Origin of the sequence: Paenibacillus sp. KS-LC4, assembly GCF_036894955.1 — a bacterium.
Taxonomy (GTDB): Bacteria; Bacillota; Bacilli; order Paenibacillales; family Paenibacillaceae; genus Pristimantibacillus.
This window is the reverse complement of record NZ_CP145905.1, coordinates 473,318-488,835: the sequence shown is the minus strand read 5'-3', so window position 1 is coordinate 488,835 and position 15,518 is coordinate 473,318. Positions and strand designations below refer to the sequence as shown.

Sequence of the window (15,518 nt, the reverse complement as noted above, 5' to 3'; positions counted from 1 at the left end):
AAAAAACACCCCGCCACCAATAAAACATTCGGTCGCGAGGCGTTTATATAGAAGAAGGGAGAGCTTTGTTCAGCTCCCCCTTCACCTGTCCCATCTTTTCGTAACATTATGCTCGATTCCATTCTCGCCTGAACTCCAGCAGCCTCACCTCATGAGGCGCAAGAAAAAACTTCAGCGTCCATACATCTCCAGCTATCTCGGTACACATATGCTGCTTCGGTACGCTGCACTGGTTCAAATAATCAATGTCGGGTTGCATCAGCTCGGCAGGCGCTCCCATTCGCAGCCATTCATCATAAGAGCTGCCCGCTTCCCGGTTAATGATATGTTGGTGAATTCGGTAAGTCCCCGGCTCCAACCCCTCGAGCTGTATGCTCAGCTCCAATTGGTCGTTATGATTAAACACCGCATAACGATTATGAGGCTGAATGGCTGAAATATCATTTTTAAGATACATCTGGTCAAAATGAGCGTAATGAAACAGCAGCAGCTGGTACGTCCCCTCCTTCGACATCGTCAGGCAATAGCCATCGCCGCGATCCAGCAGCTTGCTGCCCAGCTTGGCGAGAAGCTCATAGGCATAGAAGGCCGCTTTCTTTATTCCATTATTTGTAATCATTCCTAGTCCGCCATGGAATGTCTCCTGCGGCAGCGGCAGCTCCTCCAATAAATCCGTTACTGTCCAATAGCCTAGACTGCTTATCTCGTCGAACGTTTCCACGATGTTTTTGGCAATGTATGCTGCTTTGAAGCAGGTATCATTCGTTAGCTCACGATGATGGGGCGTTGCATTCCATTCCGTCACATGCAGCTCAGTGCCCGTCCAGCCTAGCTCCAACAGCTTGCGCTTCACCTTGCCGAGCATCTCGGCAACATAATCCTCGCCTGCGTAGCTGAAATCGCTCATCTGGACTTCACCATTATCCTCGTTTTCTTCAATCCTGTATTCGAACGGATACATATGGATCGTCAGAAAATCCGGCAAGCATTTCCTCTCGGTACAATAGGCCAAATACCGTTCCATCCAGCGGCCACGGTATACGAGCGTATCTCCCTGCACGCAGGGACCACCGATTTGCGCCTGCGGAAACACCTGCTTAATCGCCTTAAAGCTCGCTTCATACAGCTCAAGAAATTGGATAAAGGTTCCCGGCCAGAACAATCCGCCATCAGGCTCATTCCAAAACTCAAAGCGCCAACTGCCCACCTCTGCGCTGCCATAACGATTTAAGAGATGCTGCATGAAGGCTTCCAGTAGCGCGGTCCAATGCCACATCTCCTTGGGCATGCTCATATAGCTTTTTTTATGGAAGAAAAACTTTGACTGGTCTGCAAAATCGCCCGGCATAAAGCCAAGCTCGAAGAAGGGACGAAGCCCAATGCTTCTAAAAAAATCAACCACCTGATCTACATAGCCAAAGCTGAATATGGGCTTGCCGTCTGGCCCCAGCCGCGCCACCATCATTTCATCATCGAAGATGCCATGAAAGCGTATGTATTGAAAGCCAATGGACTGCTGCACCATCCGCAAATGCTGCTGAACGGGAGCAAACAGCGCCTCCTTTGCCTTGCCGATTGTACATAGGTTTCGCCAAGTGTGCTTGAGCGTCCGCCCGCTTCCAGAGGCGCGGATATGTACGAACCGGTAGATGGAGCCTTGATCAGCAGCAGCAACAATCGCTCCGGCATTCGCCTCCGTTGGCAAATATTTAAACAAGCTGGTGTAAGCATTTTCCCGGTCAAAAGCCAAATAATTATCGCTGGAGGGCTCGGACAATTCCGCCTCTGAGGAAGGCTGTCCGCGGTGACCGCGATATTCCGTAGGCGTCATCTGGTAAACCGCTTTGAACGCCTTGTGAAAAGCCTTTAAGTTGGGAAAACCGCTGTCCAGAGCGATTTTAATGATCGGCTCCTGTGTCGTAAGCATCGCTTTGACCGCATGCTCCAGCCGAATGCGCGTAATATAGGTACGGAAGTTCACGCCCATGCTTTTCTGAAAAAAGCTGGATAAATAAGAGACTGAAAAATTTTCGCGCTCAGCAAGCTCATTAAGCGTCAACGGACGATTGTAATGCTCCTGAATATATTCATTTAAATGAAGCAGCCTCGCCATCGTGCGGCGATTAATAGAATATTCCCGCGTTTCCTGCGTGCTTCTGAATTTGCGCAGCAGCAAATATATCAGCTCCAGCAGCAGGGAGCGGACTTTAATTTCATAGCCATATCCGGCTTTATTATAATTCCACATAATGCTAGACAGCAGCGTGCGAACTTCAATGAACTTCTGCTGATCGCCTTGAGCATGAAAGCAGGAATTGCACTCAAAGGCGGTCTGCTCCGTGTCTACCCCCTGCTCTCGCAGAAAGGAGTCGGGAATTTGCAGCGCCAGCAGCAGATTTTCCTGCTCCGATTGAATCGTGTGAATATCATTGCTATTGATAAGAATAATATCCTCTTCATTAAGCACGAATGGCTTGCCTTGTACAGCAATAATCGCCTTTCCCTTAAGCACAAACAGCAGCTCCATGCTGTCATGCCAATGATTTGGAACGTATCTGACATTATGAAAAAAGATGTGCAGCGGAAGCTCATGATCCGTCTGAATGATTTCATAAGTATGATCCATCTGTTGCCTACCTGCCTCTTTCTTCTGACCTTATGCTATCGTATACTCAACGTATCACCTGCTCACAGCACTGTCAAATCCAGCCATGCGAAGATCGTGTAAAGTCATTTTCTGCGCTTGATTGTGGGGGAGGTTAGGAGTAAGATGAATAGGTATGTTTTTACAATATTTGAATGGATTCAGGAGGGTTTATTATGTTAGCTGCAATATTCGTTGGCCTTGTAGCTGCTGAGCATTTGTACATATTGGCATTGGAAATGTTCCTATGGACGAAGCCTCGGACGCGCAAAACATTCAACACAACGCCAGAGTTTGCTGAGCAAACCAAGTCGCTTGCCGCCAATCAAGGTTTGTATAACGGTTTTCTGGCTGCCGGCCTGATTTGGGGTCTTGTGCATCCGAATGCCGATTTCGGCTATCAAATCCAGCTTTTTTTCCTCATTTGCGTACTCGTTGCCGCTTTGTACGGCGGTCTTACTACTAAGCGCTCCATCTTGGTTATGCAGGGGCTGCCTGCGCTAATTACGCTGCTGCTTGTACTGTTTACGTAGATCATGCAGACTGTAAAGCCTTACTAAGTAACTAGCAATAAATAGAAAAAAATCTCCAGCCGACCGCTGTTAAAGCGAGGCTGGAGATTTTTTAACTTCATGAACTCTATAATTACCTCGTAATTGTCTCTCCGTCCTCTGGCGCAAGGATTACGCCGCTGAGCCCTTTGCTGGCTGCATATTCGCGTAATTGATCTCTAGACAGCATGCAATGATTGACCGCCTCCATATGGGAGGAGAGAATGACCGCTTGCGGCGCCGCAAGATGCGTGGCATAAATATCTTCCTCCGTCATAAGGATTGGATCGCCTTGCAAAAAGCGGGCCGCGCCTCCATTTACGACGATGACCGACGGCTCATAGCTATCAATTGCCGCTCCCGTCTCCTCGCACCAAATCGTATCGCCCGCCACATAAAGCGTCTGCTCCTGCGCATGCTGAAAAATAATTCCCGACACCTCGCCCATTTGATCGCCGATTTCCCCTGTTCCGTGCCGTCCATAGGTTCGACTGAGGCTCACTTCCCCAAGCTGCGCCGATGGTGAAAACAGCTGTACCTGCTGAAAGCCTTTTTCACGAATGGCTGCCGCATCCTGCTCATTTTGTGCTAAAATCAGCATTTTCTTCGGCAGCAGCTCAATCGCCGCCTGATCAAAATGATCAATATGCAAATGTGTAACAATGACCACATCTACAGGGAGCAGATGCTCTGCTGGAAAGGGAAGCTCGACCGTCGGATTAGACTGCTCCTGATTAGCTGTATTAGGAATCGGCGGATAAGTACCCTTTGGCGCCAAAAAAGGATCAATCAAAAAGCTCAGGCCACCGTAGTTTATTTTCAAAGTTGCATTGCGAACTTGGGTAATTTGCATAGGCTGCTCCTCCTTTATTATTGCTCTTTAATAGGTTACTATCAAAGAAATGGCATGAACATAGCAGCAATCATTTAAATTGCACCAAATACTTGATTTTTGAAAGAGGTTGTCGCTTATGCTGGATCATACGGATAAACGCATTATTGAGGAGCTGTCGAAAAATGGCCGTATCTCGATGAAGGAGCTCGGCAAGCTCGTTCATTTGACCGGTCAGGCCGCTGCAAATCGTGTCAGCCGGCTGGAGGCAGAGGGATTTATCGAGGGATATACGATTCGTTTCAATCAGGCTAAAGCTGGACTTGCGGTCCATGCTTTCATCCACGTTTATATACGCGGGCTATATCATGGGCCTTATTTGGCGTTTGTACAGCAGCAGACGGTCATCCTCCATCATTACAAAACGAGCGGCGAAACCTGCTACATGATGGAATGCCGCTTCCCATCCAATGCCGCGCTTGACCAGTTTCTCACTGACCTGAACGAGCATGCCAATTACAAGCTGTCGATTGTGATTAATCAGACGCTTTAAGCGCAATAAAGGATAAGTTAAACAGCATAGAATCCATGCAGAATATATACAAAAATAACAAATAACCCGCAGGGATAGCGGCTTTACGTGCAAAGTCGTTATCCCTGCGGGTAATGAGCGCCGACCTGTCCAATCGGCAACTAGTTCAATCGGTTAACCAGCTTAAGCACCGCATCGCGCGTGAGCTTGTTGCCGCCTGCGGCAATAAGGTTCACAGTAGCATGAGCCAGCGTGAGTGGAATTTTACAGAAGCTTAGCGCGGGCCCCTTCTTCAAATCCGCGATATAAGCATCCGCTACCTTCAGATTGCGACGCGTATACGCCAGCATTTCCTTAGGCCCCCAGCCATCTGGGTAGAAGTCCACGCCCCGTTCCAAATCCTCATCGCGGTTGCGAAGAATATTGACGGCTTGCAGCCCACGGCCAAAAGCGACCGCCTTCACTGCATCCGACTTCGTACCATCAAACCATAACCAGATTTCCGACAGCATCTCACCTACCATTCCAGCTACGCTGTATGTATAACGGTCGAGATCCTCCTCCGTATGGATGTGCCAGCCTTTCTCCACCCATTCTGCCATTTGCTTCGACATCATCGCGATATAGCGATAGATGGTGCGTGCAACAGTCGACGGACACAGCTCCGCCCATTCATTTACCCGCATCGATACAGCTGGCAAAACATCCTCATAAGGGGACAAAAGCTTCTGTGTGGCGGCTGTCACGTCAGGAGACTGGAAAGCTTCTTCCATTCCGACGAGCAGCTTGACTTTCAATTGGTCTGAGATGTCGTTATGATCCTCTATTTCATCAATAGCCCGCATACACAGATATGCAGATGCCACAGCTTCCTTCAAGCCGGGCACGAGACGGCTGATAGGAATATAAAAAGTCCGGCTCGTTTGCTGCAGCATGGTCATAGCATCATTAAGGACGACGTTAGTAATGAGTGTTCCCTCCAAAAGTAGCTTCACATTTCTTATAATCATATCATACGACGCTTAACTTCCCAAATAAAAACGTCCTATTATTGCCCGCTGTCCAGGACAGCGGCGCGATATTCGTCGTCATAGACGGCAAGGAATGAAGTCAAGGCCTCCAAGTGGCTTGCCTCGATATAAAGCACGCCTCTCGTTATGACAACCTTGCCACTGGAATCCGGCTTAAGGCTCAGTGACCAATCGCCTTTATGCAGCTTGGCGGTTTTCGATTCGGCATGCCAATTCAGCTCAGCTCCCCATGCTGAAAATACGCTTCGAACCGGGATATACACCTTGTTCTCGCTCGTGTAAGGTGAAGGACCGCTCGTCAGCTGCTTGCCGTCCAGCCACAGCTGTACGGCTGTTCCCGCAGGCAACAAATCAATGCCAGACAATAGATCCTCCGCATTACGCACAGGCTGCAGCCTAGCCGGATCAACCGCTAGCGCCTTCACATTGCCATTCGGTGGATCGGAAATATACAGCTTTCCCGAGCGGTAAAACAGACCCGAGGGCTGGTTGAACTGAGACTGACCAGCTGTGCCGATTCGGTCGCCAGCCGCATGGCTTCCAGCCAGTGTCACCACCCGGCCGCTCTCTGTCACAGCGCGAATTCGGTGATTGAGGCTATCCGCCACAAACAGGACACCATCTGCATAAGCAAGCCCTCGCGGGCGATTGAAGCGCGCATCAGCAGCAGCTCCGTTTTGATAGCCTCCCATCCGGTAGCCGGTCAAAGGATCGACAGCTGTCTTTTGCCCTGCAAGCGTCGTAACCTTTCCTTTATCTATTACCCTAATTACATGATTCCCACTATCTGCGACAAAAAGGCGCCCCGCTTCGTCAAAAGCAAGCCCTGTGGGCTCATTAAACCGCGCCTGCGCTGCCGTCCCATCTACATAATCACCTGTTTCTCCTGAAGGCACCTGTCCAGCAAATGTCGATACGATACCTTCCGGCGTAACCCGGCGAATAACATGATTAAGCGTATCGGCCACATAAACGCTGCCCTCCGTATCAACCGCAATACCCGTTGGCGAGTTAAAACGCGCCTTGCTCTGCTCGCCATCCATGTAGCCAGCTTCTCCATTTCCCGCCAGTGTCGTCAGCCTGCCACCCGCTAATTTGCGAATAGCATGGTTGTCTGTATCGCTAATATACACATTGCCCTTCGTATCCGTCGCAGCAAAAGAAGGCGAGCGGAATGAGGCCGCTGCTGCATCCCCATCCATATATCCCGCTGCTCCGCTGCCAGCGGCAGCAGTGATTGCACCCGCAGCACCGCTCCAGCGACCGATGTTATGGCTGCCCGAGCTCACGACAAGCAGCTCGCCGCCGCCCGCTGCTGCCGTCAAGCCCCATGGCTGCTTAAGGCCTTGCAGCTCATAGATTACTGCGGAAGCCGTCGCCTCCACGACTGACGCTTCCATAGCTGCTTCTGCTCTGGCTGTTGCTCCCGTGGCTGCCCCAGCAGCCGCGGCTATGCCTCCTTGCGGCAGCAGCGATGCGACCAACAGCGCACTGATTGCTAGCAGCATTCCTTTTTTGTTCATTTGAATTTCCACTCCCTTTAAGCTGGTTATACTTATGACGGCACAATTAAAATTTCAATGAGCGCTGCGCTTACCTCTTGCCCTTTTTGCATAATAAGAACTTCAACGAAATGGCTTCCCACATCCAAGCGATTATAAAAGGCTTCTGTTAGCGTAATCGTAGGTTCTCTGCCCGGCTCCTATTCAATCTTATAATCCGCTGCATCCACGATTCTCGTTAAAATAAGGCACGTCCCTTAATTCTCCACCACAATGCTCATGGTCAAATCTGCAATCTCTTCGCCCTCCAAATCCAGCTTAACCGACAACGTATAAGGCACTGCTGCATCCAAAGTTTCGAGCCATTGATGATTAAAGGAGAAGGTGAAATGATTTTCCCCGCTCACTTGAGTGTGATAGGCTACCTCGGAATCAAAAGCTACCGGGCCTGCTGCATTTGTCAAAGTCATTGTCATAGTGGCATTGCTATAGCCGAGATGATAGATGAATATATCATCCAATTCAGTCGATTCGCTCAGATTCTGTACATAGCGAAGATTCGTTTGGCTAAGCGCTGGCTTAAAATCTATAACATTGCCATCCCGGCCAAGCTCGGTAAAGTCCGCCTGCACCTCACCTGTTTGAGCGTTTTTCAAATAATTTCCACGTACAGATATATACAGTCTGGAATTGATAGGAATCTCATTAGCTAATTGGATAACCAAATTTTTGCCATCTATCGTTGCACTCTCGGCTTCCCAGAAAAACTCGGGATCATTAATGGCAAATATTACGCCGTCCAAAAGCGTCCGATTTGGATCATCCTCCTGCTCATTGTAAGCAAGCAGCGTCGTAAAAGGAATAACGATCGTTGTGCTATTTATAAAATAATGATTTAGATTGCTGTAAAAAGCAGACGTATCTGCCTTAGGCGCTCCTTCATACACGACTGGCGTCGGTGTTGGCGTCGGTGTCTCCGTCGACACTGGTGTTGGCGTTGGCGTCGGAGCCGGTGTTTCCGTCGGCACTGGTGTTGGCGTCGGCGTTGCTGTGCCTCCGCCCGAACCAGAACCGCTGTTTCCTCCACCGCTCGCTGGCACACTAGAAGCGCGCTGATCATATACAATAGTCGGCTTGCTGAAAGGCTGCCCTGCTGCTTGTGCCGCCTGCTCCAGCTCCGCTTGCTTTTGCTTCACGAGCTCGCTTATTTGTTGCTTGAGCGCTGCGTTCGCTACCGTATCCGCCTGCTGCTCCAGCTCCTCCAGCATCTTCTCCAGCGCAGCCAGCGGAAGATCGACGAGCATAAGCGGCTCTTTCGCGCCCTCGCCTGCTTGATTGAGCTCAATCTGCTCATTCGCCATTAGCGCTGCGATTCGCTCGCCATCTTCTCCGGTAACGCTTACGATACCTTCAAGCACGCCGACATAGGTGTTGTCCTGCTCATACGAAACAGCGAATGTAGTGCCCATAACGCCCATTGTCGCTGTTGGCGTCTCAATTTCAAAGCGGGAATCGCCAGTGAGCTTTTTCTTCACTTGAATAATGACTGACCCATTCTGGAGCGTCAGCTTTGTCTTGCCGCCAAGCGCACTGGCGCTTTTGACCAGCTCGCTGATAAGCAGTGTCGTGCTTGCTCCAATCGTCACTTCCTTGTCGCTGTCGAGATCCATGCTGACCTTCCCATTGCTTCCCGTCTTAATCGTATCTCCCTGCGTAATGGCCATGCCCTTGAACGCATTGAAGCTTTTTGTGCCGCCGCCCTTCTTCACCTCGGCTTTGCCCGAAACAGACGTCAGCTTGCCGACTTTATCGGTATCCTTCGCCCATGCTGCTGCAGGCAGTGCTGCATAACACACAACTATCCATACAAGCAGCCATTTGAATTTGAAGCCTCTCATTTTAACCCCTCCAATTCATAAATATGAATGCCCTGCTCCTTGCCCTTGACCTTTATTTCTCCAAGAGATTCCGCCAAAATTCGATCCTTGACTGCCTCATATGTAGACTCGCTAAGCACAATTTGTCCCGGCTTTGTATGGCTTTCCAGCCGGGCGGCTGTATTGACCGTATCGCCAATTGCCGTGTAGTCCATCCGCGTTTTGGAGCCGATGTTGCCGAAAACCGCAGGCCCCGTATGGATGCCAATGCCGAATTTCACTCCAAAGCCGAAGCGCTCGATGAGCTTCTTCTCCAGCTCCACTGAACCCTGCTTCATCGCCCATGCGGCGCGTACTGCTTTCATCGGATGATCCTCCATCAGCAGCGGGGCATTGAAGATCGCCATCGTCGCATCGCCAATAAACTTGTCGAGCGTCCCCTCCTGCTCAAAGATGCAGCTGGCGGTCAAATCCAAATACTGATTCAAAATTTCAACAATCTCTTCCGGCTCAGCCTTCTCCGACAGCGGCGTAAACCCGCGAATATCGACGAACAGCACCGTCAGAACGCGCCTGCTCCCACCCAGCTTCAAGCCGTCCTCGCCATTTTTCAAAATCTGGCTGACGACCTGCGGCGCCACATAGCGGCCAAAAATATCCGTCACCCGTCGCCGCTCCGCCAGCTCGCTTACATAGTTGAAAATGACGACCGCTAGACAGCTGGCTGTCAGCAGCGGCACCACATATCCAAGCGACAGCAAAATACCCTGCCCATATAAATAACGTCCGCCTACGATAAATACGGCGATAAGCACCGCAACCGACAGAAAGGAAAGCAGCATATTTAGCTTGCGGAACAAATAATAGGCCAGCACGACAGCCGCGAGCAGCACGAGCGCATTCCATTTCCAATCCAGCTCCCGCTTAAAATCCTGCTCCATAAGCTGCTGGACAATATTCGCATGAATCTCTACGCCGTTCATCGCTTGCTTATCGTTCATTGGCGTCAAATAATCATCGTTAAAGCCGACCGCATAAGGACCGATCAAGACAATTTTATTGGCAAAATAGTCCGCCGGAACGTCACCGCTCAGCACGGCCGAATAAGAGATCGCCTCATACTGATTGGGACCGCTCGTATAGGCAATTGGGAAACGCTGAAAGCCATCGAGCGGCGGCTTGGACGCTTCCGCCTGCTTGCCTAAACGCTGCATGTACAGCTTGTAAATTTCCCATGCAAAGCTATTGATCTGTATGCCCTCTTTATTAAAAGAATAGAGCGCCTTGCGCACGACCCGATCTGAATCGGTAATCGTGTTGATGTGGCCAGTCGCTGCGGCCGCTTCCTTAAGGCCCTCGAACGGCTCGGAAAGCTCCTCCGCTTCAATCGCGCCTAAACGCGCCGACGCGGCGAAGGTTCCGTAGGCAGGCAGCACGACATTGCCTGCTCTCGCAACCGCATCGACAAACTCGCTGTCCGCCTCCTCATCCGAGCTCGTCGCAAAGGTGACATCAAAGGCAATTACCTCCGGCTTGCCCTCGCTCAGCGTATCCACCAGCTGCGCATGGACGCTGCGGCTCCACGGCCAGCTGCCGAAATCCTCCAAGCTTTGATCATCGACAGCGACAATGACGATTTGTGTATCGACCGGGCTTTCCCGCTGCATCACGCGATCTTGGAAATAAAATTCAGCCTGCGAAAAGGTCCCCCGATATAGACACAGCAAAGCAAGCGCCGTCAGAGCAGCCATGACATGCTTAAGCTTGATCTTCAATTGTTTTTCCCCTCTCAAGGCAGGCTGATTGACTAATTGCACGTTCCATAGCAGCCGCCTCTAATCTCTCTCATTTATAATTTATAATTTATATCCCCTTGCTTATATGTAAAATTATCCTGTCTTTTATTATAATTCAGAATGCGCCGCTTGGGCATGCTCTGGGATGAACTTTAGCAAAAAATATTGCTTCCAGCTGCACAATAAACAGCCCCCTGTCTATTAACTTGACAGAGGGCTGCTACTGCATGCTTAATTTGTTGGATTGGCTGATGGTGTCTCTTCGCTATTGCTGTTGCTAGTGCTAGTGCTAGTGGCATCATCTGTAGCAGATAGGCCTGCATCAGCAAAAGGCTCGGACAGCGTATAATCAACGCTGCCCACCTTCAATTTGCTCGCTGGAAGCAGCTCCACATCCTCGCCTAAATCGACAACGACGCGGTTCGGATAATCGCTCGGGTTAGGCTGCGCTATGCTGCCAGCAGAACCCGGCTCGCTGGTGTCTGTTCCATTTGGGCTTGCACTGCTTCCGCCGCTGGAGGCTGCATCGTCGCCTGCTCCTGCACTTGCATCCGGCGATGGGGAGACGATGCCGGGACTTGCCGACACGCCATCTGCTGTACCAACGGCAGCATTTTCTACATTGCCTGTATTAAGTGCCGCTGCATCGCTAGTTGCTGTAGGAGTAGGCGATGCAATATCGCCCGGGCTGGCAGAAGCTCCGCTTTCATCCGTCCCTGTCCCGGCAGGGGATTCCGCAGGGGCAGCCGTACAGCTAGGAATGAACGTTAGACCGCTATATTCCTTAGTTTCTCTATCTGCTGCGACAACAGCTATCGTATCCGGGGAGAAGGCGCTGCATAGGGCAGCATCCGTGAACCGGAATACGAGTGTTGTTGTTTGTTTGCCGTCAACACCCTCCTGCTTCGCCGCATATACGAGTGTATCGGGAATTGCTGCGTCTGGAGCAGTCAGGCCAGGGCTATTCGTCGCGCCAGGAAGATTGTCTCCTTCCGCAGGCTCGTCACCGCCGCCAAGCGCAAGCAAGCCGCCTATGCCTGCTGTTAGTATGGCAAAGGCTATAACTATGGAGAAGAGAAACGGCTTGCGATTTTGCCGAAACATTTTCGCCAGAGGCGAAGACAGATCCCCTCTTACCTGATTGTAAACAGCCTGCAGCCTTGGGCCTGCCTTGGAAAAATACTCATTCCGATTCGCGCGGCTCTTGAAGGCATCGCGGTCATGCTGCCTGAAATAATTCGTAATGGCGGTTGCATACGCAGGCACGAAGCCTCGCGGCCGCATAAAATCCTCATGGCGCTCCGACCATGCAAAAAATTGATAAATGAGCTCTTTTTCCCCTGCGCTCTTGCGCAGCGTATCCAGCAGCCCTGCATAATCAATCGTCTCCATGTCTGAGCTGCGATAAAAGGCGAGCACAAGCTGCTCGAACCGCTCCGCTTTCATTTCCGAATCGACCGTCAGCATCCAGCGCCGTCCAAGCTGCTGGGCGCGATCGATTTCGACGGGGGACAGCTTGGCGAACAAGCTCGGCTTCGGCTGCGGTTTGAAAAACCAATCGTAAGCCGCTTTAATAATAAGCGCCGTCGACCTTTGCCTAGGATCAGTCAACTGAGCGTTCCACTGCTCCAGCCGATCCGCCTTCTCCAGAAAGCTGCCTTTATGCAGCTCCCGCTGCGACAGCCGATCCAAATCCAGCTCCGTCAGCAGCGTACGATAAGCGACAAGCTCCAGCTCGAACAGACGGACGCCAATACCCGCCGTCAAATGGTTCGTCTTCACGCGGCCCTCGTCGCTGTCGAAAGCAGTGGCACTCAGCTTGTCCAGTTGCTCATGCACCTGCTGGAATACCTGCACAGGCTGCGCCTCATCCATCAGCTTATCCTTGAGCTGCTGCCTGACGAGCTTGTGCACGACATCATTATCGAGTATGGCTGGGAAGTCCTTGCCCCATTTGCCCATAAAAATAATGATATCCTTCGCTGATCTTGCATCCCGCAGCTTGCCATCCAGAAACGGGAGCAGCAGCCGTTCCAGCAGCGCCCCGCTTGCCAGCATTTTGCTGACAAACTCCTTCAATAGGAGAGGCTCAGTCTCTAACGCTCCGTAGTAGGCCGCCATCGCTGCCGCTTGACCCTGCTGCTGGGCAGCGAGCAAGGAGCGAATGAAATAATCGACGATTTTGCTGCCATTATATTTACTATCAATGAGATAATAATCCTTGAAGCTTTCCGCGATGAATGGCTCCGGCACGCGACCGCCACGAACAGCATCAAACTCATAATCGAAGCGGGACAAAAATAAGTCATTCATTCGAATGCGCTGCACAAGCGCTCCTGCTGGCCGCAAATACTCCAGCATCCCGCGCAGCACCGCGCTTTTATGCAGCTCATACAGCTCATCGCTGCCTTCCTCAACCTGGAAGAGGACGCTTAGCTCGTGGTAGGAGCCCAGCCCCATTAACCGCTCCTGCCCCATGCCGCTGAGCATTTCCTCGGCGAACTGATAAAATCGCTCGGCGCGATCCGGCTCGTCCAGTGCATCCCAGGCAAAATCCAAATAAGGATGCTCTCCCTTATCCAAATCCACATTGAGGAAACGGTCATTCGCAAAATCGAAGATGTAGTCCTTATCTACATTGCGATCACCTGCCCGCAGGCTGCCCTTCTCGACGAAGGTGAGATGAATCCCTTTGCGGCTTTGCGGTTCTTTGGCAAACGTCATGAAGCCAAGCTGCTTGCGGAAGGCATAAGGCAAGCTCGCATACAGCACCGCCAGCAGCGCCTTCGCTTGCTCAGGCAGCTGTCCGATAGGCACATCAAGTGCCACATACACCTTCTTGCGTCCGCCAACGGAGGCCATAACGGCAAATAGAAGCTGCTTAAAGCGCTGCTCGCTTATGTTCAGCGCAGCGAGCGCCGCCCGCTGACCGCTTCCGCCAGAGCCTGCTTGCCCAGCACCAGCACCAGCGCCGCCTGCCGCAGCGCTTGCGGCCCCGGCCTCTCGGGCCGTCCAAGCGCTGCCCGCCACTTGCGGGAGCGCCGCCAAATCAGGCAGCTCCATGCCCTGCTCTATGTCATAGCTGTCCACGAAGGCAGCGCCGAGGTAGGCTTTATAGCTATCTGGGTCTGCATCTGCAATCGCGGCTGGAATTACATAATTGTGTGTGAAGAAGGCGCTGCGCAGCCCCGTAAAGTCCACAGCTTGATAGACGCTGCGGCCAACAACCGCCTCGCCGCCCTCCAAGCGCAGCACATATGCCGTTTCTGGATAAGCGGCGCCATCCTTCTCGCCGCTTGCTGCCAGCTCGGCCGGAGCGTCATAGACGCAAAGCGGATGCAGCTGCTTTTTCACAAACTGCTGATCCAGCCCGTCGGACTTAGCCACCGTGTCATAACCTTCCGTCGAACGAAAAATGCCCCGCCGCTCCCGCGTATACAGCTGCTGGCCAATCATAGAGGTAGAATGCTTCACTATTCTCTTCTCCCCTCTATATAACCCAGCTTATACAGCAGCCATATAAAGGGCTCGTCCACTCGAATCGGACTGACGACCGTTTCCATCTTCTGATTGACTGGATTGCTGCCGAGCGCCGATACCGCATAATAGGCCGTATCCTTAAAATAAACGTCCATCGTCCCTTTAAATGGGCGATCAACCTTCTCGATAAAGCGTCGCATTTCGCCATCTATGTTCTCGAACTCTGTTAAGTTGAAATAATTGCGATGAACCATATTGTGAAAAATATTGCTGTTCGACTTAATATATTCGCCTTCCTCATCCTTAAGCGCATGCAGCATATCGCTCTTCGTCAAGACGACCGCGGTTGGGATATCCGTCTTGCTGTTGTCCTGATAGGCGATAAAATCCTTGAACATCGTCAGCACGACATCCCTTGGCTCGTCATATTGCGGCGCCCACTCGCCCGGCTTGTCGCCGTGGTTAATGCGCAGCTTCTCGCGGATGGAGCGGATTTGCAGCGGATCGACCATGAACAAAATGCCGGAGGAGTTTTTAATGTGCTGCCCATGCAGCCCCAAATAATCCTCCTCGACCATGCCCTCGCCCGCCACATCGAAAAATACAAGCGTCAGCGGCGGCTTGGACTCATCGCGGAAGACGAATTGAAAAATGAACGGCTCCTGCATTTTTTCCTTCTGTGTGGAAGCCAGCAGATCGCCGCGCCCAAACAGCGGCTCCTCATAGTTCGTGCGGAACTTGCGGCTGATCTCCGCCGTAAGCGGCATGCAAGCCGCGTTGAAATGATCGGCGGTTGTATTTTGCAGCGTATGGATGAGCGCTGTCATATACACCGATTTGCCAACCTGAGAAGCGCCGATAATCGAAATAATATTGCTTGGCACCTTGCCCGATGTTACCGGCAGCTCGTTATGGCATTTTGGACACAGCCTTCTGCGCGTCAGCTCTCCGTAGCGGTCGTTCAAGCCGATTAGTACTTCGCCTGCGTAGAGATGCTTCTCCTCCGGCACATCCTCGGGATGAATAATCGCCTCTATGTCATACACGGAATCAAGGCCGAAGCGCTCTCTGTACCGATTCAGCTGCTCATCCTCGCCCAAAGCGTAATCCTCATCGTCCTCGCGGCTGTGCGTGGCACGAAATACGACATCCTCTGGCGAAAATTTGCCGAAGCAAAATGGGCATACAATATCGTAAGAGCCTTGCAGCTGCTCTGCTTGCGGTTTTCTTTTCAAAAAATCAAAAAAGCCCATGTCTTATCTCCCCTTCCTGC

10 protein-coding genes are annotated in these 15,518 nt (G+C 51.5%); 2 read left to right on the top strand and 8 right to left on the bottom strand.

Annotated elements, in window-relative coordinates:
- Positions 1–106: 106 nt before the first annotated feature.
- Positions 107–2,626 (bottom strand): helix-turn-helix domain-containing protein, encoded by a 2,520-nt coding sequence (locus V5J77_RS02140; protein ID WP_338554148.1) that lies wholly within the window; start codon positions 2,624–2,626, stop codon positions 107–109.
- A 194-nt stretch (positions 2,627–2,820) separates the two neighbouring features.
- On the opposite strand from V5J77_RS02140, the gene V5J77_RS02135 reads away from it, so the two are divergent.
- The gene (locus tag V5J77_RS02135) at positions 2,821–3,177 is read left to right on the top strand and encodes a DUF1304 domain-containing protein (protein ID WP_338554147.1); all 357 of its coding nucleotides are present in this window, start codon (positions 2,821–2,823) and stop codon (positions 3,175–3,177) included.
- Between the two features lie 112 nt (positions 3,178–3,289).
- Here the strand turns inward: V5J77_RS02135 and V5J77_RS02130 are convergent, their stop codons facing one another.
- Positions 3,290–4,048, bottom strand: coding sequence for an MBL fold metallo-hydrolase (locus V5J77_RS02130; protein ID WP_338554146.1), 759 nt, complete (start codon positions 4,046–4,048; stop codon positions 3,290–3,292).
- Positions 4,049–4,166: 118 nt separating this feature from the next.
- Between V5J77_RS02130 and V5J77_RS02125 the strand changes: the two genes are divergently transcribed.
- Complete coding sequence (locus V5J77_RS02125; protein WP_338554145.1) at positions 4,167–4,580, top strand: Lrp/AsnC family transcriptional regulator; 414 nt, start codon at positions 4,167–4,169, stop codon at positions 4,578–4,580.
- Positions 4,581–4,720: 140 nt separating this feature from the next.
- Here V5J77_RS02125 and V5J77_RS02120 read toward each other — a convergent pair whose 3' ends face one another.
- The 6 genes from V5J77_RS02120 to V5J77_RS02095 form a co-directional block, all read right to left on the bottom strand.
- On the bottom strand, positions 4,721–5,500 hold the full coding sequence (locus V5J77_RS02120; RefSeq protein ID WP_338556506.1) for a phytoene/squalene synthase family protein: 780 nt from the start codon (positions 5,498–5,500) through the stop codon (positions 4,721–4,723).
- A 107-nt stretch (positions 5,501–5,607) separates the two neighbouring features.
- Positions 5,608–7,113: a stalk domain-containing protein gene (locus V5J77_RS02115; RefSeq protein WP_338554144.1), complete on the bottom strand. Its 1,506-nt coding sequence runs from the start codon at positions 7,111–7,113 to the stop codon at positions 5,608–5,610.
- Between the two features lie 236 nt (positions 7,114–7,349).
- Positions 7,350–8,990 (bottom strand): FecR domain-containing protein, encoded by a 1,641-nt coding sequence (locus V5J77_RS02110; RefSeq protein ID WP_338554143.1) that lies wholly within the window; start codon positions 8,988–8,990, stop codon positions 7,350–7,352.
- Positions 8,987–10,744: an adenylate/guanylate cyclase domain-containing protein gene (locus tag V5J77_RS02105; RefSeq protein WP_338554142.1), complete on the bottom strand. Its 1,758-nt coding sequence runs from the start codon at positions 10,742–10,744 to the stop codon at positions 8,987–8,989. The genes V5J77_RS02110 and V5J77_RS02105 overlap by 4 nt, the downstream gene beginning before the upstream one ends.
- 252 nt (positions 10,745–10,996) lie before the next feature.
- The gene (locus V5J77_RS02100) at positions 10,997–14,239 is read right to left on the bottom strand and encodes a glycosyltransferase (RefSeq protein ID WP_338554141.1); all 3,243 of its coding nucleotides are present in this window, start codon (positions 14,237–14,239) and stop codon (positions 10,997–10,999) included.
- The gene (locus tag V5J77_RS02095) at positions 14,239–15,498 is read right to left on the bottom strand and encodes a hypothetical protein (protein WP_338554140.1); all 1,260 of its coding nucleotides are present in this window, start codon (positions 15,496–15,498) and stop codon (positions 14,239–14,241) included. The genes V5J77_RS02100 and V5J77_RS02095 overlap by 1 nt, the downstream gene beginning before the upstream one ends.
- Positions 15,499–15,518 lie beyond the last annotated feature (20 nt).

What these genes read in the sequence shown, in the direction of transcription:
- V5J77_RS02140 (WP_338554148.1), bottom strand. Translation starts at nt 2,626, where the DNA reads ATGGATCATACTTATGAAATCATTCAGACGGATCATGAGCTTCCGCTG.
- V5J77_RS02135 (WP_338554147.1), top strand. Translation starts at nt 2,821, where the DNA reads ATGTTAGCTGCAATATTCGTTGGCCTTGTAGCTGCTGAGCATTTGTAC.
- V5J77_RS02130 (WP_338554146.1), bottom strand. Translation starts at nt 4,048, where the DNA reads ATGCAAATTACCCAAGTTCGCAATGCAACTTTGAAAATAAACTACGGT.
- V5J77_RS02125 (WP_338554145.1), top strand. Translation starts at nt 4,167, where the DNA reads ATGCTGGATCATACGGATAAACGCATTATTGAGGAGCTGTCGAAAAAT.
- V5J77_RS02120 (WP_338556506.1), bottom strand. Translation starts at nt 5,500, where the DNA reads ATGACCATGCTGCAGCAAACGAGCCGGACTTTTTATATTCCTATCAGC.
- V5J77_RS02115 (WP_338554144.1), bottom strand. Translation starts at nt 7,113, where the DNA reads ATGAACAAAAAAGGAATGCTGCTAGCAATCAGTGCGCTGTTGGTCGCA.
- V5J77_RS02110 (WP_338554143.1), bottom strand. Translation starts at nt 8,990, where the DNA reads ATGAGAGGCTTCAAATTCAAATGGCTGCTTGTATGGATAGTTGTGTGT.
- V5J77_RS02095 (WP_338554140.1), bottom strand. Translation starts at nt 15,498, where the DNA reads ATGGGCTTTTTTGATTTTTTGAAAAGAAAACCGCAAGCAGAGCAGCTG.